The sequence below is a fragment of the Dietzia sp. WMMA184 genome, from assembly GCF_002441635.1.
Lineage (GTDB): Bacteria > Actinomycetota > Actinomycetes > Mycobacteriales > Mycobacteriaceae > Dietzia > Dietzia kunjamensis.
This window is the reverse complement of record NZ_NXEI01000001.1, coordinates 1,619,304-1,642,762: the sequence shown is the minus strand read 5'-3', so window position 1 is coordinate 1,642,762 and position 23,459 is coordinate 1,619,304. Positions and strand designations below refer to the sequence as shown.

General features: G+C 69.9%; 21 protein-coding genes. 10 read left to right on the top strand and 11 right to left on the bottom strand.

The annotated features are described in order from the left end of the window. Positions 1 to 52: 52 nt before the first annotated feature. A complete protein-coding gene (locus CK206_RS07525) occupies positions 53 to 1,144 on the bottom strand; it encodes an IS110 family transposase (protein ID WP_216824158.1) in 1,092 nt (363 codons plus the stop codon). A gap of 435 nt (positions 1,145 to 1,579) precedes the next feature. On the opposite strand from CK206_RS07525, the gene CK206_RS07520 reads away from it, so the two are divergent. Then, positions 1,580 to 2,596: an alpha/beta fold hydrolase gene (locus CK206_RS07520; RefSeq protein WP_096907347.1), complete on the top strand. Its 1,017-nt coding sequence runs from the start codon at positions 1,580 to 1,582 to the stop codon at positions 2,594 to 2,596. Between the two features lie 31 nt (positions 2,597 to 2,627). Here the strand turns inward: CK206_RS07520 and CK206_RS07515 are convergent, their stop codons facing one another. Genes CK206_RS07515 through CK206_RS07495 form a run of 5 tightly spaced genes read right to left on the bottom strand, consistent with a single transcriptional unit; the run spans position 2,628 to position 7,349 of the window. Beyond that, positions 2,628 to 3,533 (bottom strand): TIGR03619 family F420-dependent LLM class oxidoreductase, encoded by a 906-nt coding sequence (locus CK206_RS07515; RefSeq protein WP_096907346.1) that lies wholly within the window; start codon positions 3,531 to 3,533, stop codon positions 2,628 to 2,630. Between the two features lie 2 nt (positions 3,534 to 3,535). Further along, complete coding sequence (locus CK206_RS07510) at positions 3,536 to 4,054, bottom strand: nuclear transport factor 2 family protein (RefSeq protein ID WP_096906027.1); 519 nt, start codon at positions 4,052 to 4,054, stop codon at positions 3,536 to 3,538. Beyond that, positions 4,051 to 5,259, bottom strand: a complete 1,209-nt coding sequence (locus CK206_RS07505; protein ID WP_096906026.1) for a thiolase domain-containing protein — start codon at positions 5,257 to 5,259, stop codon at positions 4,051 to 4,053. The genes CK206_RS07510 and CK206_RS07505 overlap by 4 nt, the downstream gene beginning before the upstream one ends. Then, positions 5,256 to 6,317 (bottom strand): thiolase domain-containing protein, encoded by a 1,062-nt coding sequence (locus CK206_RS07500; RefSeq protein ID WP_096906025.1) that lies wholly within the window; start codon positions 6,315 to 6,317, stop codon positions 5,256 to 5,258. Before CK206_RS07500 ends, CK206_RS07505 begins: the two co-directional genes overlap by 4 nt. A gap of 12 nt (positions 6,318 to 6,329) precedes the next feature. Continuing rightward, the gene (locus tag CK206_RS07495; protein WP_254050513.1) at positions 6,330 to 7,349 is read right to left on the bottom strand and encodes a Zn-ribbon domain-containing OB-fold protein; all 1,020 of its coding nucleotides are present in this window, start codon (positions 7,347 to 7,349) and stop codon (positions 6,330 to 6,332) included. 104 nt (positions 7,350 to 7,453) lie between these two features. On the opposite strand from CK206_RS07495, the gene CK206_RS07490 reads away from it, so the two are divergent. The 3 genes from CK206_RS07490 (at position 7,454) to CK206_RS07480 (ending at position 11,714) form a co-directional block, all read left to right on the top strand. Then, positions 7,454 to 8,488, top strand: coding sequence for an LLM class F420-dependent oxidoreductase (locus CK206_RS07490; RefSeq protein WP_096907344.1), 1,035 nt, complete (start codon positions 7,454 to 7,456; stop codon positions 8,486 to 8,488). 87 nt (positions 8,489 to 8,575) lie between these two features. After that, complete coding sequence (locus tag CK206_RS07485; protein ID WP_173674780.1) at positions 8,576 to 10,180, top strand: AMP-binding protein; 1,605 nt, start codon at positions 8,576 to 8,578, stop codon at positions 10,178 to 10,180. A gap of 73 nt (positions 10,181 to 10,253) precedes the next feature. Continuing rightward, entirely contained in the window at positions 10,254 to 11,714 is a 1,461-nt protein-coding gene (locus CK206_RS07480; RefSeq protein ID WP_096906023.1) for an aldehyde dehydrogenase family protein, read from the top strand. A gap of 46 nt (positions 11,715 to 11,760) precedes the next feature. Here CK206_RS07480 and CK206_RS07475 read toward each other — a convergent pair whose 3' ends face one another. Next, on the bottom strand, positions 11,761 to 12,567 hold the full coding sequence (locus CK206_RS07475) for a crotonase/enoyl-CoA hydratase family protein (RefSeq protein WP_096906022.1): 807 nt from the start codon (positions 12,565 to 12,567) through the stop codon (positions 11,761 to 11,763). 82 nt (positions 12,568 to 12,649) lie between these two features. Between CK206_RS07475 and CK206_RS07470 the strand changes: the two genes are divergently transcribed. Together CK206_RS07470 and CK206_RS07465 are read left to right on the top strand one after the other, a co-directional pair. After that, the gene (locus tag CK206_RS07470) at positions 12,650 to 14,287 is read left to right on the top strand and encodes an acyl-CoA synthetase (protein ID WP_096906021.1); all 1,638 of its coding nucleotides are present in this window, start codon (positions 12,650 to 12,652) and stop codon (positions 14,285 to 14,287) included. A 2-nt stretch (positions 14,288 to 14,289) separates the two neighbouring features. Then, positions 14,290 to 15,396 carry a nitronate monooxygenase family protein gene (locus CK206_RS07465; protein WP_173674834.1) on the top strand — a complete coding sequence of 369 codons (1,107 nt, stop codon included), beginning with the start codon at positions 14,290 to 14,292 and terminating at the stop codon, positions 15,394 to 15,396. A 176-nt stretch (positions 15,397 to 15,572) separates the two neighbouring features. Here the strand turns inward: CK206_RS07465 and CK206_RS07460 are convergent, their stop codons facing one another. From CK206_RS07460 to CK206_RS07445, 4 genes are read right to left on the bottom strand one after another with little or no spacing between them, the layout of a single operon-like run. Continuing rightward, positions 15,573 to 16,304: a hemolysin III family protein gene (locus CK206_RS07460; protein WP_173674779.1), complete on the bottom strand. Its 732-nt coding sequence runs from the start codon at positions 16,302 to 16,304 to the stop codon at positions 15,573 to 15,575. 60 nt (positions 16,305 to 16,364) lie between these two features. Then, entirely contained in the window at positions 16,365 to 18,014 is a 1,650-nt protein-coding gene (locus CK206_RS07455; RefSeq protein WP_096906019.1) for an AMP-binding protein, read from the bottom strand. Next, on the bottom strand, positions 18,011 to 19,081 hold the full coding sequence (locus CK206_RS07450; RefSeq protein WP_096906018.1) for an acyl-CoA dehydrogenase family protein: 1,071 nt from the start codon (positions 19,079 to 19,081) through the stop codon (positions 18,011 to 18,013). Before CK206_RS07450 ends, CK206_RS07455 begins: the two co-directional genes overlap by 4 nt. Before the next feature lies 1 nt (position 19,082). Beyond that, positions 19,083 to 20,345, bottom strand: coding sequence for an acyl-CoA dehydrogenase family protein (locus CK206_RS07445; protein WP_096906017.1), 1,263 nt, complete (start codon positions 20,343 to 20,345; stop codon positions 19,083 to 19,085). 107 nt (positions 20,346 to 20,452) lie between these two features. Here CK206_RS07445 and CK206_RS07440 point away from each other — a divergent pair, with 107 nt between their 5' ends. The 4 genes from CK206_RS07440 (at position 20,453) to CK206_RS07425 (ending at position 23,451) form a co-directional block, all read left to right on the top strand. Further along, complete coding sequence (locus tag CK206_RS07440) at positions 20,453 to 20,647, top strand: ferredoxin (RefSeq protein WP_067712138.1); 195 nt, start codon at positions 20,453 to 20,455, stop codon at positions 20,645 to 20,647. An 8-nt stretch (positions 20,648 to 20,655) separates the two neighbouring features. Beyond that, entirely contained in the window at positions 20,656 to 21,573 is a 918-nt protein-coding gene (locus CK206_RS07435) for a 3-oxoacyl-ACP reductase (protein ID WP_096907342.1), read from the top strand. 260 nt (positions 21,574 to 21,833) lie between these two features. Beyond that, positions 21,834 to 22,598, top strand: a complete 765-nt coding sequence (locus tag CK206_RS07430) for an ABC transporter permease (RefSeq protein WP_096906016.1) — start codon at positions 21,834 to 21,836, stop codon at positions 22,596 to 22,598. 10 nt (positions 22,599 to 22,608) lie between these two features. Next, positions 22,609 to 23,451, top strand: coding sequence for an MlaE family ABC transporter permease (locus CK206_RS07425; RefSeq protein WP_371607075.1), 843 nt, complete (start codon positions 22,609 to 22,611; stop codon positions 23,449 to 23,451). Positions 23,452 to 23,459: the final 8 nt, after the last annotated feature.

The following is a 23,459-nucleotide window of genomic DNA, read 5'->3' as shown; positions in this document are numbered from 1 at the left end:
GGCCGACAAATCCGCTTCTAGTCAGCCACCGCGACGGATGCTCCTATGGATGTCAAGCGGCTTTGGCGAGGTCGGCGGTGGTCGGTGCTTTGGTGGCGGGGTCGCGAGCCTGTAGGTCGTTGATCAGGGCATGGTAGATCTCGCGCGCGATGTGGCGTTTGAGGCAGCGCATGATGTCTTTCTTGGACAGGCCTTGCGCGGTTCGTCGGTCAACGTATGAGCGGGTGCGTTCGTCCCATCGCATGCGGCTCAGTGCGATGGTATGCAGGGCGTGGTTCGCGGCCCGGTCGCCACCGCGGTTGAGTCGGTGTCGGTCTCGTCGTCCTGAAGAGGCAGGGATCGGGGCCACGCCGCACAGGTGCGCGAACGCCGCTTCGGAGCGCAGCCTGTCTGGGTTGTCGCCCGCGGTGGCCAGAAGCTGCCCGGCGACGTCAGGTCCCACGCCCATGCGGTTCATCAGGGTCGGAGCCGTCTGCGCGGTCAGGGCTTTTAGCTCGACGTCGAGGTCGGCGATCTCCTCACTCAGTGCCAGGATCCGGCGGCTCAGAATGCGTAGTGCCGCCTTGGTCGCGCCGAGGGGACTAGCGAGGTCGCTGGGACGGAACCGGGCGCAGACTACGGCCAGCTCGCGGGCGGGCAGGCCACGCAACTGGGCTCGCAATTCCTCCGGAGCGGTGATCACCAGCTGCCTGGCCTGGTTGATCGCTTGGGTGCGGGCCTTGACCGCGGAGCGCCGAGGCACACGCAAGGCCCGGACGGCCTCCACGATCCCGTCGCGGGTCTTCGGCACGCCAGTGGCACGCCCGGAGGCGACCGCGGTAGCAGCGGCATAGGCGTCTATCGGGTCGGACTTGCCCTTCATCCGCCGGGTCTTGCGGTCGGGTCGGTCGACTTCGACCACCGGTAGTCCGGCCCGGGCCAGCACCCGAGACAGCTCGGCGCCGTAGGCTCCGGTGCCCTCGACCCCAACGGCCTGCACGGTGCCGTGGCCGCCGAGCCATGAAAGTAGCTGCCGGTACCCGGAACCCGTGGCCGGGAACTCTCGGTCGGCCAGATGCCGCCCGAGGGAGTCGATCACCGCCGCGTGATGGGTCTGGCCATGCGTATCCACTCCGGCGATGACATGCACGTGCTGATCGGACATCATGGTCACTGCTGCCTTTCTCGTTGATCCCGGTGGGGCAGCACGCGCCGGCCAGGCGGGCGGACAAGACAGTGGCGGGGCTTCTGAACCAAGCTCCTATGAGGTCACAAACGCCCGTCCGGTCGCGTGCGTAGCGATCCCCCGAGCGGGCCGACAAATCCGCTTCTAGTCAGCCACCGCGACGGTCAGCCCGTGAGTCAGACCCGCCCGAAGAACCACTACACACATCATCACTGTCAGCCCGTGAGTCAGACCCGCCCGAAGAACCACTACACACATCATCACTGTCAGCCCCGGTCCCGCCTGTTCCGCAGGCCGGGCCGGGGCTCTCGTCTCGGGGGAGGGGTGACCTTGTCGTCGTCGGCGTCGTCGACCGACCTCGCACACACCCCGAACCGATCCCGTCGGCCCCATCGAACAGGCAAGGTGATCACCATGATCGACCACCGCACCGTCGACCGTGACGGCGTCCGACTGCACTACGTGGTCGCCGACCCCGACCCCCGGTCCGCCACGGCGCCGACCGGCGACGGCCCCGGGACCGTGGTTCTCCTGCACGGTTTCCCGCACTTCTGGTTCACGTGGCATCGCCTGATCCCCGTCCTGACCGCGGCCGGATGGCGGGTCATCGCCCCCGACCTGCGCGGGATGGGCGGGTCGGACGCGCCCACGGACGTCGCGGCGTACGGCCCGCGCGAGGTCGTCGACGACGTGGTGGCCGTCTGCGATGCCGAGGACGCGGACCGGGTGGTACTGGTGGGCTTCGACTTCGGCGCCGGCGTCGCCTACGACACGTGCCACCTCGAACCCGGGCGGGTCCGCGCGGTGATCGGGATGGAGAACCCGTTCATGAGCACTGCCGGGTCGGTCCCGCCCCTGGAGGGGTCGGCGATGATGGCGCAGGAGCACTTCCTCCACCTGCACTACTTCGCGCAGCCCGGTGTGGCCGAAGCCGACCTCGCGGGCCGCGAGCGCGAATTCCTCACCCGCGTCTTCTGGGCACTGTCCGCGGACTATCACTACCTCGGCGTGTGGCAGCACCCGCCGGGCTCCACCTATCTCGACGCGCTGCCCGAGGCGCCGCCGCTGCCGTGGCCGTGGCTGTCGGTCGAGGAGATGGACACCTACGAGGAGGAGTACGCGCGCACCGGGTTCGCGGGGCCACTGCAGTGGTACCGGGCGATGGACGTCAGCTGGCACGCGCGCAAGGGGTTCGCGCGGCAGACCAACCCCGTGCCCTTCTACTTCCTCTATTTCGAGCACGACCCGGACCTCGAGGGCTTCCACGGACGCGACCCGTTGACCAAGCTCGACCGCTATCACGACGATGTGCGGATGGTCCGCGCGATCACGGCGCCGGCCGGACACCTCATGCATCTGGAGGCCACGCAGGACACGCACGGCGCGATCCTCGCCTGCCTGGACGACGTCGCTGCGCACCTGCCCGCCTGAGGGGCATCACGCGCCGAAGCGCCCCGTGCAACTAGGGCGTGAGGCCGTACTTCTCGCCGAAGCGGGCGATCGACTCGATCTTCTGCTCGGCCGTGCAGTCGTACCCGTGGCCCTCGATCAGCCACGGCATGACGATGATGTCGGTGACACCGGCCGCAGCCAGCTCGGCGAAGCCCTTCGAGCCGTAGCGGTCCAGGCACACCACCTGGATGGCGAAGCGCTTGCCGTCGCCGCGGTCGGCCAGCGAGCGCCCCTGCTCCTCGAGCAGTTCGCCCAGGCGGGTCACGGTGGCGCCGATGTCGTCGAACCCCATCATCGCGCTGGTCCAGCCCTGGCCGACGCGGGCGGCGCGCTTGAGCGCGATCTCGGTGTGGCCACCCACGTAGAAGGGGACCTGCTCGGACGGCGCCGGGGTGAAGATGAGCTCGTCGAAGTCGAAGTGGTCGCCGTGGAACTCCATCCACTGGCCGCGCAGACCCTCACGCAGTATGGCCAGCGACTCGTCGGTGCGTTTGCCGCGGCCCTTGAACGGCGCGCCGCACCATTCGAACTCGTTGGGGTCCCAGCCGATGCCCACGCCGAGGTCCAGCCGGTTGCCGGTGAGCAACGCGACCGACCCCACCTGCCGGGTGAGCAGCAGGGGGTTGCGCGGGCCCACCTTGAGCACCTGCGGGCAGAAGCGGATCCGGGAGGTCGCGCCACCCATCGCGGCGCAGGCGATGAGCGGCTCCACCCATTCGGTGTTCTCGTCCCACATCCGGGAGCCGTCCGGCGTGTACGGGTAGTCCTTGTCCTGACGCCGCGGGTGGAACAGGGAGTCGGGCAGGACGATCCGGTCGATGCCCGCGGCCTCGGCGCCGCGTGCGATGTCGAGGTACTGGTCGACGGGGGAGAAGGAGACGGGGACGGAGAACTCGACGTCCGCTACACGGCTCATGGTCACTCGCTCTTTCCTGCGGCGCCGGCGATGGCCGCCCGGTCGTCGTCGGTCAGCGGTCGCAGTCCTGAGGCCATGGCCACGTCCTGTTCCCAGAAGGCGCGAAGGTTCACGAGCCGGCCTTGGGAGTCGACGCGGTAGTCCACGGCGATGTCGATCTCCATGATGCTGGAGCCCATGTGGGTGCGCATTGTGCCGATGCAGAGGAGTTCGTCGCCCGCGGCAATCCCGCGGTCGAACCGGAACTCGATGTGATCCGGGGTGGCCACGGCCTTCTCCCAGAACTCCAGGAGCCTCTCCGTGCCGGTGTGGCCGATGCCCTCGGCGTCGAACATCGACGGACCCACGGGATCCTCGATGGTGCCCTCGGGGTTCCACCCGGCGATCCAGGCGTCGCGGTCGCCGGTGTTGGTCGCGGCCCACGAGCGGCGCGCGGCGGCGTAGGCGGGACTCGCCAGGGCCGCGTCACTCATCTCCAATGGCCGGTACTGCCCGTCGTCGTCCAGATAGGGGTTGCTCATGAGTGGCGCTCCGGACGGTCGGTCCCCACTACCCACATAGAGAAGTACTGGGATCCACCGCCGTACGCGTGGCCCAGGGCCTTGCGTGCGCCGGGGACCTGGTGCTCGTCCGCTCGATTCATCACCTGACGGGCGGCCTCGGCGAACCGGAGCATTCCGGACGCGCCGATGGGGTTCGAGCACAGCACGCCGCCGGACGGGTTGACCGGCAGGGAGCCGTCGCGCGCGGTGGCGCCGGACTCGGTCATGCGCCACCCCTCGCCCTCCGCGCAGAACCCGAGGTTCTCCAGCCACATGGGCTCAAACCAGGAGAACGGCACGTAGATCTCGGCCGCGTCGATCTCCTCGGCCGGGTTGGTGATCCCGGCCTCGGCCCACAGGGCGGCGGCGGCGTCGCGGCCGGCCTGCGGGCTGCGGTAGTTGCGGTAGGCGAAGGTCCCGGGCTCGGTGCGAAGCGCGGTGGCGTGGACCCACGCGACCTGTCGGCCGGCGGACTCCACGGCCTCGGCCGCCTCGGCATCGCCGATGACGATCGCGCACGCGCCGTCGGAGGAGGGGCAGGTCTCGTCGAACCGGATGGGGTCCCACAGCATCTGTCCCTGTAGCACCTTGTCGACCGTGATGTCGGGCTGCTTGAGGTGCGCGTACGGGTTGACCGAGCCGTTGAGGCGGTCCTTGACCGCGACCATCGCGCCCACGTGCTCGGGCGCCCCGGTGGTGCGGATGTAGGAGCGCACGTGGGGGGCGAAGTAGCCGCCCGCGCCGGCCCCGACGGGTGCGGTGAACGGCACGGGCAGGCTCAGCGCCCACATGGCGTTGGACTCGGACTGCTTCTCCCACGCCACGGCGAGGACCCGGCGGTAGCGGCCGGACTGGACGTGTGACGCGGCGACGACAGCGGTCGAGCCGCCGACGGACCCGGCCGTGTGGACGCGCAGCAGCGGTTTGCCGACGGCGCCGAGAGCGTCGGCCATCATCAACTCGGGCATCATGACGCCCTCGAACAGGTCGGGGGCCTTGCCGACGATCACGGCGTCGATGTCGTCCCAGCCGACCCCGGCGTCGATCATGGCGGCGTCGATCGCCTCGCGGCAGAGTCCGGCCATGGAGACGTCGGTGCGGCGGGCGACGTGGTGGGTCTGGCCGGTCCCGAGGACGGCGGCGGGCAGACCGGAACTGTGGGTTCCGGATGCGTGGGCGCTCATGCGGTGCGTCCTTCCAGGAGGCAGATGAGGTTCTGCTGCAGCAGGTGGCCGCTGGTCGCGTGGGCGAGGGCACGCTCGGAGCGGCCCTCCCAGATGCTGTGGGCGGCGTAGCCGATGCGCTCGAGGCCCGCGGAGAACAGCGGGTCCGCGAGGAGGGAGCCGCCGGACGGGGTCACGGCGACGTCGTCGGAGATGCCCAGCGCGCCGCGCAGGAGGAGCTCCTGGTGGGTGTACTGGGTGTGGAGCTCGGCCACCGAGACACCGCCGAGGTCGGGGCGGTCCCCGGACGAACCGGTCGCACGGACGGCGGCGGCCCGTGCGGACGGGGAGTCGGTGAGGTCGCGGGCGCCGAACTCGGCGGAGTCGGCGATGTGTTCCATCCCGGTGATGTACGCCGGGGTGTCGACCAGCTCACGGGCCCGGTCGGCGGAGGCGAGGATGATGGCGCCGGCGCCATCGGTGACGGGAGGGCAGTCGTGCTGACGCAGCGGGTCGGCCACATACGGCTCGGCGAGAAGGTCCGTCTCGTCGCGGCCGGTGGCGCGGGCGGCGACGGCGGCCATCTCGGCCTCGGACCACCGGCCGGCGTCGATGCCGGCGCGGGCCTGCAGTGCGGCGACGTGGTGCCGGCCGGGCCACAGCGGGGCGACGGTGTAGGGGTCGAGTTGCAGCGCCAGGGCGGTGTCGAGGTCGGTGCTGGCCGAGGCCTTGCCGAACCCGTAGACGAGGGCCGTGTCGGCCTGGCCGGAGGCGATCTTGAGGTAGGCCTCGAAGAACGCCCACGCGGCGTCCATCTCGACGTGCGACTCGGAGATCGGGGGGACCGCGCCGATGGAGTCGACGGCGGAGATGAACGAGAAGGCGCGGCCGGCCAGGTAGTCGGACGAGCCGGAGCACCAGAAGTCGATGTCGGTGCGGTCCAGTCCGGTCTGCCGGTAGCACTCGGCGAAGACGGGGGCGAGCATCTCGACACCGTTGGTGGTGCCGAAGGTGGACTCGGTGTGGCGGGCGTGGGCGAATCCGACGACGGCCACGTCCCGGGGAGCGTTGGGGGTCACGGGTGGTGTCCTCTACAGGTGATCGGCATAGGTGTCGGGATCGGCGTCGGGATCGCCGGTGGGCTCGAAGTGGGCGATGGCCTTCATCGAGGCGGGCCGTTCGGACTCGGGCGTCCACACGGCGCGCACGCGCATCCCCATCCGTACCTCGGACGCCTCGCAGCCCAGCACCAGGTGCTGGATGGGGACGTCGGAGCCGTCGAGCAGGATGTAGGCGGTGACGTACGGGGGCTTGATCTCCTGGCCGGCGAACGGCACGTTGACGATGCCGAACGTGGTCACCGTGCCGATGTCGGAGACCTCCACGTACTCGCCCATGGCCACGCCGTCGGACGGGCAGTAGTCACGCGGGGGCACGTAGACCTCGGGGCCGTTGGAGCGGCGCCGCCCCAGCACCTTGCCCTGCACGATCGCGCGCAGGTACTCGCTCTCGGCGGGTCCGGCCGTGTGGGTGACCGACAGTCCGATCGGCGTCACCACGATGGTGACGGGCTCGGACTCGGACCGCGGGACCTCGTCGTCGTCGCCTCCGGTGTCACCCGGCGCGTCGGCGGGGACCACGCACGCGATGTCGTGGATGGTGCCGGTGCGCTCGGCGGCCCACCGCAGGCGGACACGCATCCCGGTGCTCACCGCCTCGGGGCCGTCGGCGGCCAGGGGCAGGAGCATGGCGGTGTCCGCGCCGTCGAACCGCACGAGCGCCCACGCGAACGGGGTGTCGAGCGGGTTGACCTCGGTGGGAGCGGGAACCCAGGTCCATGCGACGACGAGGCCCTCGATCGCGGAACCGGATCCCACTTCCACGGATTCCGTGAGGGCCCGGCGTGTGTGGGGGTCGAACTCGACCGGCGGCAGGTGCACGGTGCCGCGGGAATCGCGGTTACCGACCAGGCGTCGCTCGCGTAGGCCGGTGAAGAACGCTCCCAGCACGGGGCCGGTCGACCGTGTGTAGTCGAACGACGGTGACAGGGACGCCGAGAGCACGGGCTCGTCCGGTGGGGTGATATCGACAACGATCTCTCTGGATGTCACGCCCTCGAGTAGAACACGTTCCACCGCGGTTGTGTGAGTTTCCCCGACACGCTGATCCGGGTCCCCGCCCCCGCCGCGGAGAGGTGTGGGTCACACTGGTGTCCATGAAATTCGCGTTGCAGCTCGGATACTGGGGCGCCCAGCCGCCCACCAACCATGCCGACCTCGTGGTGGCGGCGGACAGGGCGGGCTTCGACACCGTCTTCACCGCCGAGGCCTGGGGTTCGGACGCCTTCACGCCGCTGGCCTGGTACGGCTCGCTCACCGAGCGCATCCGGCTGTCGACGGCCGTCGTGCAGCTCTCGGCCCGTACGCCCACGGCCACCGCCATGAGCACCATGACGCTCGATCACCTGTCGGGCGGACGCTTCGCGCTGGGGCTGGGTGTGTCCGGGCCGCAGGTGGTGGAGGGGTGGTACGGCCAGCCGTTCGCCAAGCCGCTGGCGCGGACCCGCGAGTACATCGACATCATCCGCCAGGTCCTGCGCCGCGAAGCGCCCGTCACTTCAGACGGCCCCGCGTACGCCCTGCCCTATCAGGGCGACGACGCCTCCGGATTCGGCAAGCCGCTCAAGCCGATCCTGCATCCACTGCGCGAGGACGTGCCGATCTGGCTGGGCGCGGAGGGGCCCAAGAACGTGGCCCTGGCCGCAGAGATCGCCGACGGCTGGCTGGGCTTCCTGGCCTCGCCGCGCACCGCCCACGAGTTCAACGGGTGGCTCGACGAGGGGTTCGCCCGACCCGGGGCGCGCCGCACCCGCGAGGACTTCGAGGTGGCCTTCCTGTGCCAGCTCCACGTGACGGACGACCGCCGCGGCGTCCTCGACGCGTACAAGCCGTTCACCGCCCTGTACGCGGGCGGCATGGGCGCCGAGGAGAAGAACTTCCACGCCGAGGCGTTCCGTCGCATGGGCTTCGGCGACGACGTGGACCGCATCACCGAACTGTTCCGCTCCGGCCGCAAGGACGAGGCCGCCGCCGCGGTCCCGGACGAGATGGTCGAGGCCACCGCGATCATCGGGGATGCCGACTCGGTGCGGTCGCAGATCGCCGAGTGGGAGGCCGCGGGCATCACCATGCTCGTCGTCACCGCCCGGACGGTCGAGGAGATCGAGACGATCGCGCAGTTCATCGACTGACGCGGGCCGGGTGCGGACGCCCGGGAGAAGCGGGTCGGTGGAGGGCAAAGCCTCGACGGGGGCTAGAACGCGTTCTAGTGTGGGGGCATGAGCGCACCCACACCCTCCGTCCCCGCCGACGCCGGAGTCCTCGACCCGCGGACCGGGGGGCATGTGACCAGTGTCTACCGGATCGCCGAGGCCCAGCCGGACCGCGTCGCGGTGATCGAGGCGGCCGGTCGCCAGGTGACTTTCGGCGAACTCGCCGACGCAGCCCACGGTTACGCCCGCGGCCTGCGCGAGCTCGGACTGGAGGCCGGGGACTGCATCGTCCTCCTGGCGCCGAACGGCATCGGCTTCCTCGAGGTCTACTACGCGGCGATCGAGATCGGCCTCTACGTGGCGCCCGCGAACTGGCATCTCACGGGACCCGAGGTGGCCTACATTCTGGAGAACTCCGGGTCCACGGTGTTCATCGCCGACGAGCATTTCGCCGACGTCGCCACCGCCGCCGCCGCGGAGTCCGGGCTCGACCCCGCCCGCTGCTACGCGATCGGCGACGTCCCCGGGTCCCGTCCGCTGGCCGAGCTCACCGCCCCCGCCCAGGGAGAGGACCCCTTGCCGTCGTCCCGGACCCTCGGCGCCCCGATGCTCTACACCTCCGGCACCACCGGACGCCCCAAGGGTGTGCGCCGCCCGCTCACCGGCGCCTCGCCGGATCAAGTGACGGTCCCCAACTACTACTTCTTCGCCGGCTTCGACATCCAGGCGCCGGACAACGTCCACATCTGTGGCTCGCCGCTCTACCACACGGCCGTGCTCAACTTCGTCACCATCTCGCTCAATCTGGGCCAGGCCGTGGTGCTCATGGACAAGTGGACGCCCGAGGAGATGCTGCGACTCATCGACACCCACGGCGTCACCCAGTCGCACATGGTGCCGACGCAGTTCTCGCGGCTGCTGGAGCTGCCGGAGGATGTGCGCGCGAAGTACGACGTGTCCAGCCTGCGCACGATCGTCCACGGCGCCGCGCCGTGCCCCAAGCACGTCAAGCAGGCCATGCTCGACTGGTGGGGCCCGGTCCTGACCGAGTACTACGCCGGGACCGAGGGCGGTGGGTGCACCATCACCGGCGAGGAATGGCTGCGCAAGCCCGGCAGCGTGGGGCGGCCGTGGAAGACCACCACCCTGAAGATCCTCGACGACGACGGCAACGAGCTGCCCACCGGCGAGATCGGCAATGTGTACCTGCAGATGCACGGGTCGAAGTTCGAGTACCACCAGGACAAGGAGAAGACCGCGAAGACCTACGTCGGCGAGCTCTTCACCATGGGCGACATCGGCTACGTGGACGAAGACGGCTACCTGTTCCTGTGCGACCGCAAGAACGACATGATCATCTCCGGCGGCGTGAACATCTACCCGGCAGAGATCGAGTCGGAGATGACCCGCCACGAGGCGGTCCGCGACGCGGCGGTCTTTGGGATCCCGCACAAGGGCTGGGGTGAGGAGGTCAAGGCCGTCATCGAACTGGCCGAGGGCTACCCCGAGTCCGACGAGCTCAAGGCACACATCCTCGAGGACCTGTCCGGTCGGCTGGCGAAGTTCAAGATGCCGCGGTCGATCGATGTGGTGGACGAGCTGCCCCGCCAGGCCAACGGGAAACTGATGAAGCGCACGCTGAAGGATCCGTACTGGGCGGACGCGAAGTAGGTCTGGGCAGGGGCGGGCCCTCGTCGTCGTCGGATCCCCGACGCGGGGCGAGAACGCGTTCTACCCTGGACGCATGACCAGAACCCCCACCGCGCGCGATCTCACGCTCGCGCAGATCCTCGAGCGGCAACAACAGGCGTTCCTCGCCGATCCCCAGCCGGGCGTGAAGATCCGCCGGGACCGGATCCTGCGCCTCAAACGCCTCGTCCTGGACAACGCCGCCGACCTCACCGAGGCGATGCGCGAGGACTACGGCTCCCGGCCGGAGACCTTCTCCACCCTCACCGACATCGCCTCCTCCATCCCCGACCTGGACCACCAGCGCGGCAACATCAAGAAGTGGATGCGCCCCACGCGCGTGTCCCGAGCCCTGGAGGCGGTGGGCTTCACCCAACAGGTCCGACACGACCCCAAGGGGGTCGTCGGCATCATCGGACCGTGGAACTTCCCGCTGTACCTCACGATCGTGCCCGCCGGTTCCGCCCTCGGCGCCGGCAACCGGGTGATGATCCGGCCGTCCTCGGTCACCGCGCACACCACCGAGGCCCTGTGCCGGCTGGCACCGGAGTATTTCGCCGTCGACGAACTCGCGATCGCCGGACCCGAACACGGCCGTGGTTCGGACTTCTCGGTCCTGCCCTTCGACCACCTGTTCTTCACCGGCTCGCCCGGGGTCGGCAAGTCCGTCGCCAAGGACGCCGCGGAGAACCTCACCCCCGTCACCCTCGAACTGGGCGGCAAGAACCCGGTCCTAGTCGACACCAGCGCCGACATCGATCGGGCTGCGCGCAGCATCGCGTCCTCCCGCCTCGTCAACGGCGGTCAGGTGTGCATGTGCCCGGATTACGTGTTCGTCCCCGAGGACCGACTGGACGCGTTCTGCGACACCGTGCTCGACCAGTGGCGCACCAGCCTGCCCGCGATCGTCGGCAACCCCGAGTACACGGCGACCGTCAACACCTCGAACTACGAGCGGATCGTCGGCCTGATCGACGACGCCGTGGGGAAGGGCGCCGACAAACGCGACGCCGCGCCGGCCGGCGAACGGCTGCCCGACCCGGTCGGCCGCAAGATCGCGCCCACCCTGCTCACCGGCGTGACCCCGGACATGGAGATCGACTCCGAGGAGGTGTTCGGCCCCGTCCTCACGGTATTCGGCTACAGGGGCCTCGACGAGGCGATCCGCTACGTCAACGACCGGCCCAGCCCGCTCGTCCTGTACTGGTACGGGGACCGAAACGACCGCTTCGAGACCGTCGCCGACCGCACCCGCTCCGGCAACATCTACGGCAACGACTTCGGGATCGGCATGGCCTCGTCCACCATCCCGTTCGGCGGCGTCGGCAACTCGGGGATGGGCGGGTACCACGGCCACTACGGCTTCCGGACGTTCACCCACGAGCGGGCGGTGGCGCACCACTCGTTCGCCTACAACGTCTCGGAGATGATGGTGCCGCCGTTCACCAAGGACAAGCAGCGGATGGCCTCGGGATACCTGAGGGCGATGCAGGTACGGACACGGCTCAAGCTGTAGTCGTCGCCCGGCTGCGGGCCTGCCGTGAGGCCCGCAGCCGGACCGGTCACTCTCCCCGGAACTCGGGCTTGCGCTTCTCGGCGAACGCCCGCGGGCCCTCCTTCGCGTCGGCGGAGGCGAAGACCCGCCCGCCCACCTCGGCGTCGACGCGGAAGGCCTCCTCCTCGTGCATGCCCTCGGTGCGACGGATGGTCTCGATCATCCCCCGGACCGCCAGCGGACCGTTCGCGGCGATGAGGTCGGCGATCTCCAGGGCCTTGTCGAGGGCCGATCCGTCGTCGACCACGTGGCCGATGAGCCCGAAACGCTCGGCCTCCTCCGCGGTGAGGTGGCGGCCCGTCATGAGGACCTCCATCGCGACGGTGTACGGGATCTGGCGCACGAGCCGGACCGCCGAACCGCCGAGCGGGTACAGGCCCCACCGCGCCTCGGAGACACCGAACTTCGCGGACCGTCCGGCGACGCGGATGTCGGTGCCCTGCAGGATCTCGGTCCCGCCCGCGATGGCCGGCCCCTCGACCGCGGCGATGAGCGGCTTGCTCAGCCGGCGACCCTTGAGCAGGGCCGGGAGCGTCGTGAGATCCCAGCCGCCGCCGGCGAACTTGTCCCCCGGGGCGTCGGAGTTCATGGCCTTGAGGTCGGCGCCCGCGCAGAAGAACCCGCCCGCGCCGGTGAGAATGCACGCCCGGATGTCGGGGTCGGAGTCCACCAGATCCCAGGCGGCCTCCATGCCCCGCATCATCGGCCCCGACAGGGCGTTCCTGGCCTCGGGGCGGTTCATGGTGACGATCAGGACGTGCCCACGCCGCTCGGTGAGCAGGTGCTGGTCCTCGGGCGTCGCGACGCTGGTCATCTGGGGCCTCCTGGAGGATTTCTTTATGCCGGGTTCGATGTAACCCACACCACGGGAAGGTAACACGTTCTAGTTTGGGGGCATGGCGTACACCATCGGAGATCTCGTAGAACACAGCGTGGACCGTGTCCCCGACCGGCTCGTGCTCGTCCAGGGTGATCGTGAGCTCAGCTTCCGGGAGTTCGAGGACCGTGCCAACCGACTCGCCCACCACCTGCAGTCGGTGGGGGTGGGGCCCGATGACAAGGTCGCGGTGTACAGCCGCAACACCATCGAGGCCGTCGAGGCCATGGTGGCGATCTTCAAGATCCGCGCGGTCATGGTCAACGTGAATTTCCGCTACGTGCCGGCCGAGCTCGAATACCTGCTGGACAACTCCGACGCCGTCGCGGTCATCCACGAGCGCCGCTACTCGGAGACCCTGGCCGCGGCGCTGCCCAGGACCCCGGGGGTCCGGCACTGCCTCGTGGTCGAGGACGAGACCGACGGGCCGGACCCGGTCGTGCCCGAGAGCGTCTCGGTGGCGCACTACGAGGACGCCCTGGCCGCACAGTCCCCGGAGCGGGACTTCGGCGAGCGCTCGAACGACGACATCTACATGCTGTACACGGGTGGCACCACGGGTTCGCCGAAGGGCGTCATGTGGCGCCAGGAGGACGTGTTCATGGTCCTGGGCGGTGGCATCGACTTCCTCACGGGGGAGCGGGTCGCCGACGAGTGGGAGTTGGCGAACAAGGCCGTCGACGGCGGGGTGCTGGTCCGGGCCGCGCTACCGCCGCTCATCCACGGCGGAGCCCAGTGGGCGATCCTCATGGCCCTGTTCGCCGGTCACACGAGTGTGCTCATCCCGGAGTTCGACGCCGAGACGGTCTGGCAGACGGTCACGGACCGCAAGATCAACCTGCTGTTCATCACCGGGGACGCGATGGCGCGCCCGATGATCGAGGCCTGGGACGCGGAGAAGTACGACCCCTCGTCGCTCTTCTACATCGGGTCCTCGGCCGCCCTCTTCTCGCCGTCGGTCAAGGACCAGTTCATCGAGGCGTTCCCCAACGCGATGATCTCCGACTCCATCGGGTCCTCCGAGACGGGCTTCTCGGGCATCGCCCTGGCGGAGAAGGGCAAGACCCACACCGGCGGTCCGCGCGTGAAGATCGACGGCGAGACCACCGTCCTGGACGACGACGGCAACGAGATCCAGCCCGGATCGGATGTCATCGGCAAGGTGGCCCGGACCGGTCACATCCCGCTGGGGTACTACAAGGACGAGGCCAAGACCGCGGCGACCTTCAAGACGTACAACGGCAAGCGTTACTCCATCCCCGGCGACGACGCCCGTGTCGAGTCCGACGGCACCGTCACGATGCTCGGCCGCGGATCGGTGTCCATCAACACCGGCGGCGAGAAGGTGCACCCGGAGGAGGTCGAAGCGGCGCTCAAGACCCATCCCGACGTGTTCGACGCCCTGGTGATCGGGGTGCCGGACGAGCGGATGGGCCACAAGGTCGCGGCCGTGCTGCACACCCGTGACGGCAAGTGCCCGCCCATCGAGGAGATCAACGAGCACGCGCGCAAGGAGATCGCCCGCTACAAGTGCCCGCGCGCGTTGTGGGTCGAGACCTCGGTCAAGCGCAATCCCGCGGGTAAGCCCGACTACCGGTGGGCCGCGGACATCGCCGCGTCCCGCCCCGCAGACGACAGCCAGGAGATCAGCAAGTGAGCATTCGCACTTCCCTCACGGAGGAGTTCGGGATCGAGTACCCGGTCTTCGCGTTCACCCCGTCCAAGGCCGTCGCGGCCGCCGTGACCCGTGCCGGCGGCATGGGCGTGCTCGGGTGTGTCCGGTACAACGATGCCGCGGAACTCGACGAGGTCCTCACCTGGATGGACGAGAACACCGACGGCAAGCCCTACGGGGTGGACATCGTCATGCCCAACAAGGTCCCCACCGAGGGGAGCCCGGAGGACATCGCCGCGATGATCCCCGAGGAGCACAAGTCGTTCGTCTCCCGGGTCCTCGACGACCTCGGCGTCCCGCCGCTCGGCGATGACGCCGAGCACAACGCAGGGGTCATCGGGTGGCTCCACTCGGTCGCCCAGTCGCACGTGGAGATGTCTCTCAAGCACCGGCCGGTGCTCATCGCCAACGCCCTGGGCTCGCCGCCGAAGCACATCATCGACCTCGCCCACGAGAACGGGATGAAGGTCGCCGCCCTCGCCGGCGCCACCAAGCACGCCCTGGCCCACGTCGACAACGGCGTGGACATCGTGATCGCCCAGGGCGGCGAGGCGGGAGGTCACACCGGCGACGTCGCGACGATGGTGCTGGTCCCCGAGATCGTCAAGGCCCTCGACGGCCGGGCCCCGGTGCTGGCCGCCGGTGGCATCGGCGACGGGACCCAGGTCGCGTCCGTGATCGGGATGGGCGCGCAGGGCGCCTGGATGGGATCGCGCTGGCTCACGGCCGCCGAGTACGCCGAGGACGGCGGGTCGCAGGCCATGCAGAAGGCGCTCGTGGCCGCGACCAGCCGCGACACCGTCCGCACGCGCATCTACTCGGGCAAGCCCGCGCGGCTGCTCAAGAGCAAGTGGACCGAGGCGTGGGCCGCCGCCGACGCGCCGGACCCGCTGCCCATGCCGCTGCAGAACATCCTCGTCGCGGAGGCCCACCAGCGGATCTCCGAGGCGCAGGATCCCGAGGTCGTGGCCATGCCCGCCGGCCAGATCATCGGCTCCCTCGAGGGCGTGGTGCCCGTGGCCGAGACGATGGCGCAGATCGTCGCCGAGTACGAGGCCGCCGTCGAGCGACTGCGCGCGACCCTGGCCTGACCGGACGGGCCCGTCTCGCCGTCATCGGCCAGATCCGCTACTCCGATTCCGGATCCGCCAGCCCAATTCGGGTAGCAGATCCGGAATCGGGATAGCGGATTCTCGTTTCTGTATCGGGCGGCTCGCCGGAGCGGCCGACCAGCTGGCCATCGGGTCAGCAGGTCGTCAGCAGGTCATCAGCTGGTCAGGACGAACAGCAGCATCGCGGCCCAGTGGCAGGCGAACGCGATCACGGTGCACGTGTGGAACACCTCGTGGAAACCGAAGACGCCGGGGGCCGGGTCGGGTCGCTTGAGGCCGTAGACCACCGCGCCGCCGGTGTAGGCGACGCCACCGACCATCACCAGGATGACGGCGGCGAGGTTGGCGGTGATGAGGTCGCCGGCGAACCACACCGCGGTCCAGCCGAGGCCGATGTAGAGGACGACGTACAGCCAGCGCGGCGCGGACAACCAGAACAGGCGGAACAGGATCCCCAGCAGAGCCCCCGACCACACGAGCGTCAACAGGATCTGGGTGGTCGGGGGCTCCAGTGCCGCCACCGTCATGGGGGTGTACGTCCCGGCGATGAGCAGGAAGATGTTGGAGTGGTCCAGACGGCGCATCAGGGCCGCGGCGCGTGGCCCCCAGTTCACCCGGTGATACAGGGCCGAGATCCCGAACAGCAGGGTCGAGGTCGCCAGGAACACCGCGCAGGCCCAGGTCAGCGCGGTGCCCTCGGCGAGGACGGTGAGCACGACGCCCAGCGCGATCGCCACGGGCAGGGTGCCGGCGTGGATCCACCCCCGCAGCAGCGGTTTGGGCGGGACGGGCGCGGAGATACCGAAGTCGTCATCGGCGGCGACGGCATCGGCGTCGATGCCGTCGCCGGCGGGATGCTGCAGGTCGGGGTTCACGGCGTGGTCCACACGCCAAACCTACCGACGACCTCACCCGGGGGTGAAGGCCCCTCCACCGTCGGTGCGGACTCAGACCCTGTCCCCGGCCGATTCGGCGCCCAGCGAGCTGAGGTCGCGGGCCCGGAACTTGAAGCTGGCTGTCCGTGGCAGCGCGGCGGTCATCCGGAGCAGCGACGGCCACTGCTTGGGCCCGAGGTCGGGTTGGGCGGCGAGGAAATCGCCGAATCCGTCCGCCAGGGTCGAGACGTCTGCTCCCTCGCGTGGCACCACCGCCGCGGCGACGGCGTCGCCGATGACGGCCGGACCGCGCACCGACTCCGCCGGCACGGCGTACACGCCGACCTCGGCCACATCGGGGTGGCGCCGCAGTACGCGTTCGATCGGTGCCGCCGCCAGGTTCTCCCCGTCCACGCGCATCCAGCCACCGGACCGGCCGGCGAAGTAGACCCATCCCTCGTCGTCGACGTACGCGAGATCACCGGAGTGGAACCGGCCGCCGCGCATCCTCTCGGCGTCGGCGGCGGGGTCGCCGTAGTACCCGGAGAACAGGCCCGGCCCGTCGGCGACCATCTCACCCACGGACTCGTCGGCGTTGAGCAGGACGCCGGCGTCGTCGAAGCGGGCGCGGGGGCGCTCGTCCCCGGACTCCGGGTCGACGATCCGCACCCCGTCCGGCAGTGGGCCGAGCGCGGCGTCGGGGGTCCCGGGCGTGCGGGTGACGGAGATGCCGCCCTCGCTGGAACCGAACCCGTCCACCACGGTGACGCCGAAGCGCCGGGCGAACTCGCGACGCACGTCGGCGGGCGCCTCGTTGCCGTAGACCACGCGCATCGGGTTGTCGGCGTCGTCGGGTCGCTCGGGGGTGGCCAGGATGTAGGACAGTGGTGCGCCGACGTAGTTGGCGAACGTGCATCCGTGTCGCCGGACGTCGTCGAGCCAGTTGGAGGCGGAGAAGCGACGCCGCAGGGCGATCGAGCATCCGGAGTACAGGGCGATCGGCCACGCCACCATCACGGCGTTGGAGTGGAACAGCGGCATCGCGCTGTACACGCAGTCGTCCGCGCCGATCCCGAACCTCTCGGCGAGCATGCGGCCGGGCACGGAGATCTTGCTCTGCGTGATCCGGACGGCCTTGGGGTCGCCGCTCGTGCCCGAGGTGAACACCAGGGCGACGAGGTCGTCGGGGCCGACGGGCACGTCCGCCACCTCGGGGAGCGCCGCGCCGGCGTGCCGGTCGAGCAGTGCGGTCCACTCGGGGGAGTCGACGGAGACCACGGGCACGCCGGGGTCGAGCCCGTCGAGCAGTGCGGCGTTGTCGGTGTCCGTGAGGATGAGCGCGCAGTCGGCGAGGGCCGCGTCGCGGATCAGAGCCTCGCCGCGTCGCGTGGGGTTGAGCCCGGCCACGACGAGCTCCGAGCATGCCGCCGCGCCGAGCAGGTGGAGGTACTCGGGTGTGCCGGCCAGGAGGAGGCCGATGTGCGGGCGTGACGGTGACGACGACGATGGTGACGACGACGAAGGCGGCGACGACGAGGTCATCAGTTCCCGAAGCGCCGCGATCCGCACGGCCACCGCGCCGACGGCCTCCGACCAGGGCGTGAGCCGACCGTCGGACCAGATGCCGCGATCGCGCACCGCCGACAGGGCGTGCACCGCGTCGGCGACGGAGGTGAACGGCTGGGCGGCGACCTCCGCGATCGTCTTCACCGCGCCGCTCACGCCGAGTACTCCCAGGGGTCGCCCGCGGTGGCCAGCAGGTCGCCCAGGTCGAGCAGTTGCCGGGTGGCGCCGCCGAGGCGGAACTCGTCGGCCTTCGCGGCGAGGAAGTAGCGGTGGACGGGCTCGGAGCGGTCCAGCCCGACACCTCCGTGGACGTGCACGGCGGTGTGGGCGAGGCGGTGGCCGGCGTCGCAGGCCCAGAAGTGGGCGGAGGCCACCGCCGCGTGTGCGGTCGGGCCGGGGCCGCCGCTACAAGCGTCGAGTTCGTAGGCGGCGCGCAGGGTGCTCAACCGGACGGCGTCGACGTCGATGGACCCGTCCGCCAGACGGGCGGCGACGGCCTGGAACGTGCCGATGGGGCGACCGAATTGGTGGCGGGTGCTCGCGTACGCGGCGGTGCGCTCGAGCGCGGCCTCGATCACGCCCCACTGGTGGGCGGCAAGGTGGACGCGGCGGCGCAGGGCATCGAACTCGAGCGCCCCGGCGGCCAGCGCGGTGGCGTCACCTGTGTCACCGGTGACGAGCCCGCTGCACGAGTAGTCGACGGGGACCGTGCGTTCCACGGTGACCGCCGCGCCGTCCGACACGTGTACGCCGTCGGCCGACCTCCGGACGATCACATCGGCGATCGGCGCCCAGTCCACCTCCGGTACGGGGCCGGACCAACCGTCAGCGACGGCTGCGATCTCGCGCCCCTCCGCCACGGCGGTGGCGCGGTCGGTCCGCCCGGCCGCCTCGAGCAGGTGGGCCGCGCGGATCGCGGGGGACAGGGGGACCGGGGCGACAACCCGGCCCAACTCGCGTAGGACCAGGGCCTCGCCGATCACCCCCAGTCCGGCGCCGCCGAGCGACTCCGGGGCGAGGGCGGCCGGGACGCCAGCCCGGACCAGTTCCTCCCAGTAGCGGGCGTGGAACCGGGCGGTCCCGCGGTCGGTTCCGCCGGATTCGGTGCCGGGGCCGAACCGGGCGTCGAGTTCGCGCAGGGAGTCGTCGGTGACCAGACGTTCGCCCATGTCCCGGACGAGGGCGGTCAGCTCCGCGGTGGTGTCGTCGACGGAGAAATCCATGTCAGCGCTCCTTCCGGGCGGTGCTGGCGGACGGAGCGGGGGCGACGCGTGGCGCCGGGGGCAGCCCCAGGCCGGCGGTGGCGATGATGTCGCGCTGCACCTCGTTGGTGCCGCCGCCGAAGGTGAGGATGAGCGCCGACCGGTGGAGGCGCTCGATGCGCCCGTGCAGTGCGGCGGTCGGGGAGTGGGAGCGCTGGTATCCGCTCGAGCCGAGCACCTCCATCAGGAGGCGGTAGGCCTCGCACGCGGTCTCGGTGCCGTACACCTTGGTCGCCGACGCGGCGATGCGGGTGGGCGCGGCGGTGTCCGCGGAGACGATCTCCCAGTTGCGCAGGGCCAGGTACTCGGCCATCGCGTGGACGCGGGCCAGGTGGGTCCGCACCCACTCGTTGTCCATGACGGTGCCGTCCCCGGGCATGCCGACGTCCGCCGAGCGGGTGGTGCGCGCCCACTGCACGACCTGCCGCAGTGAGGCCTGCAGCGGCCCCGCTGAGGTCAGGGCGACGCGCTCGTGGTTGAGCTGGTTGGTCATGAGCGGCCAGCCGCCGTGCTCGGGGCCCACGAGGTTGCTCGCCGGGACCACCACGTCCTGGTAATAGGTGGCACTGGTGTCCGGGCCGGCCATCGTGTGGACCGGGGTCCACGAGAAGCCCTCGGCGTCGGTGGGCACCATGATCATGGAGATGCCCTTGTGGCGCTTGGCGTCCGGATCGGTGCGCGCGGCCAGCCAGATCCAGTCGGCGTACGCCACCAGCGACGTCCACATCTTCTGACCGTTGATCCGGTAGACCTCGCCGCCCTCGTGCTCACCGGTCCCGGGCTCGCGGACCGCCCGCGTGCGGAGCGACGCGAGGTCGGTGCCGGAGTCCGGCTCGGAGTAGCCGATGCCGAAGTGCAGCTCACCGCGGCTGATCCGGGGCAGGAAGTAGTTCTTCTGCTCGTCGGAGCCGAACGCCATGATGGTGGGCGCCACGGAGTTGATGGTGAGGAACGGCACCGGGACGCCGGCGATCGCGGCCTCGTCGGTGAAGATGAGCTGCTCGATCATCGGCCGGTTCTTCCCGCCGAATTCTTCGGGCCACCCCAGTGTCAGCCAGCCGTCTCGGCCCATCTCCGCGACGATCTCGCGGTACGCGTCGCCGTGCCCGTACTCGCCGGTGGTGGAGGTGAAGGCCTCGCGTCGTTCAGGGGTCATCAGTGCCGAGAAATACTCGCGCAACTCCCCGCGCAGACGTTCCTGGTCGGTGGTGTAGGTGATGTCCATATGCCCTAAGCTCATCGGTGAGTGGAACACGTTCTAGTGTCGTGTCTCACATAGTATCCAACCATCTCGCGGCCATGGTGGCCGTGGGTGCGACCGAGGAGGACGGCATGAGGATTGAAGTCGATCCCGACCGCTGCGAGGGGCAGGCCGTGTGCGTCGGCCTGGCGCCGAAGGTCTTCGAGCTGAACGACGACGACGAGGTCGTGCGTGTGATCGTCGACGAGGTCCCCGAGGACCTGCAGAAGCGCGCACTCAAGGCTGTGGAGAAGTGCCCGATGGCCGCGCTGAAGGCCGCGGAGTGACCGCGGGGATGGGTCGGGAGAAGCTCGACGCGGACCTCTCACTCGACGGGCGGGTCGCCGTGGTCACCGGGTCCGGCTCGGGTCTCGGCGCGGCCGAGGCTGTCGAGCTCGCCAGGTCGGGCGCGGCCGCGGTGGTCATCAACGACATCCGCGCCGGTGAAGCCGCGGACGCGGTGATCGCGGACATCGAGGCGGCCGGAGCCAAGGCGGCACTCGTCGTGGGCGACGTCTCCGAGCGGGAGACAGCCGACGCCATGGTGGCCGAGGCCCTCAAGCTCGGTGGGCTGCACGTGGTGGTCAACAATGCCGGGATCACGCGCGACAAGATGCTGTTCAACCTCTCCGACGAGGATTTCGACGCGGTCGTGAAGGTGCATCTGCGCGGTCACTTCCTGCTCACCCGCAATGCGGCCGCCCACTGGCGCGAGGAGAGCAAGAAATCCGGGGGGCCGGTCTACGGCCGGCTCATCAACACCTCGTCGGAGGCGGGGCTCTTCGGCCCGCCCGGCCAGGCCAACTACGGCGCGGCCAAGGCCGCGATCACCGCGCTGACGCTGTCCGCGTCGCGGGTGCTGGAGCGCATCGGCTGCACCGCCAACGCGATCGCCCCGCGCGGTCGCACCGGGATGACGGAGGCGGTCTTCGAGCCCTGGGACCCCTCCGAAGGGCCGGATCCGCTCTCGCCGGACCGGGTCGCGGACCTCGTGTCCTACCTGGCCTCGCCCGCTGCCGCGGACGTCACGGGTCAGCTGTTCGTGGTATACGGCGGGATGGTGGCGCTCGTGGAGGCGCCCGTCGTGGAGAAGAGGTTCGACGCAGAGGGCGGCGTATGGGACCGTCGCGAGTTCGCGGAGGCGATCTCCGGGCACTGGTCAGGCCGCCCGGAGGGCAAGTCCTTCTCCGCTGCGGAGATCATGAAGCTCTGAGTGGCGGGCCCGTCCCCGGCGCGATCGACATCGATCGCGCCGGGGACGACTTATTGGTGTGTCGGGCGTGTTAGATTCCCCCGACACGAGCTGGCAGGGGCGCCGGTCGGGGGGATGGGGAAGCCCTTGCCAGATAGAACGCGTTCTAGATACTGTGTAATCGGGATCACACGAAACGGTCACTTGTTCAGGCCGGGGTAGTCCAGGCCACGGTGGCCGATCGCGCGTGGCCCGGGGGATGAAAGACAGGAGGGGGCGCCATGGCGAGGGTTATCGATGCGCCGCTCAGAGGGATCGGCGACTTCGTCGCCATGACGCTGGACACCTTCGTCTCCTTCCCGACGATCGTGCGACAGGGCCGGGAGTTCGTCGAGCAGTCCTGGTTCATCGCCCGGGTCTCGATGCTGGCCACCGTTCTGGTGGCGATTCCCTTCACGGTCCTGGTGAGTTTCACGCTCAACATCCTGCTGCGCGAGATCGGCGCGGCCGACCTGTCCGGCGCCGGAGCCGCTCTCGGCGCGGTGACGCAGGTGGGCCCCATGGTCACCGTGCTCATCGTCGCCGGCGCAGGCGCGACCGCTATCTGTGCAGACCTCGGAGCGCGCACCATCCGCGAGGAGATCGACGCGATGGAGGTGCTCGGCATCGATCCGGTCAAGCGCCTGGTGGTGCCCCGGGTCGCGGCGTCGACCTTCGTCGCCCTCCTGCTCAACGGGCTGGTGTGCACCATCGGCATCCTCGGCGGGTTCCTCTTCTCCGTGTTGCTCCAGGGAGTCAACCCGGGGGCCTTCGTCAACGGCATCACGCTGCTCACCGGTCTCGGCGAGTTGATACTCGCGCAGGTCAAGGCCGGGTTGTTCGGGATGCTCGCCGGGCTGGTCGCCTGCTACAAGGGGCTCTATGTCCGCGGTGGTCCGAAGGAGGTCGGCAACGCGGTCAACGAGACCGTCGTCTTCGCGTTCATGGCGCTGTTCGTCGTCAACACCGTGGTGACCGCCGTGGGCGTCAAGGTCTTGGGGGCGTGAGGTGACCGTCATCGAGACCACCCGGTTCCCGCGTCTCGCGCGGGCCCGGCACCACACCGTCGGCAGGATCGACGATTTCGGCGGCATCGCCCTGTTCTTCTGGCGAGCGCTGCTGGCCACGCCGCGGGCGCTCACCCACTACCGCAAGGAGACGCTGCGGCTCATCGCCGAGATCGCCATGGGTACGGGCGCGCTGGCGATGATCGGCGGCACCGTGGTGATCGTCGGGTTCCTCACCCTGGCCACCGGCGGCGTGATCGCCGTCCAGGGGTTCTCATCGCTCACGGATGTCGGGGTCGAGGCGCTCACCGGTTTCTTCGCGGCGTTCATCAACGTGCGAATCGCCGCACCCGTGATCGCCGGCATCGGGTTGGCGGCCACCATCGGTGCCGGCGCGACAGCCCAGTTGGGCGCGATGCGCGTGTCGGAGGAGATCGACGCCCTCGAGGTGATGGCGATCGACTCGGTCACCTACCTCGTCTCCACGCGGATCGTCGCCGGGATGATCGCCGTCGTGCCGTTGTACTCCCTCGCCGTCATCGCCTCGTTCCTGGCGAGCCGGTTCGCGACCGTGGAGATCTACGGCCAGTCCGGGGGCGTCTACGACCACTACTTCTCGACGTTCCTCATCCCCACGGACATCCTCTGGTCCTTCGTGCAGGCCATCGCGATGGCCATCACGATCATGCTCATCCACACCTACTACGGCTACAACGCGGCCGGCGGTCCCGCCGGAGTCGGCACCGCCGTCGGAAACGCCGTCCGCACCTCTCTCATCGCCGTGGTGACCGTAACCCTTCTCGTCTCCCTCGCCATCTACGGCGGAGACGGCAACTTCAACCTGTCGGGATAGGAGACACA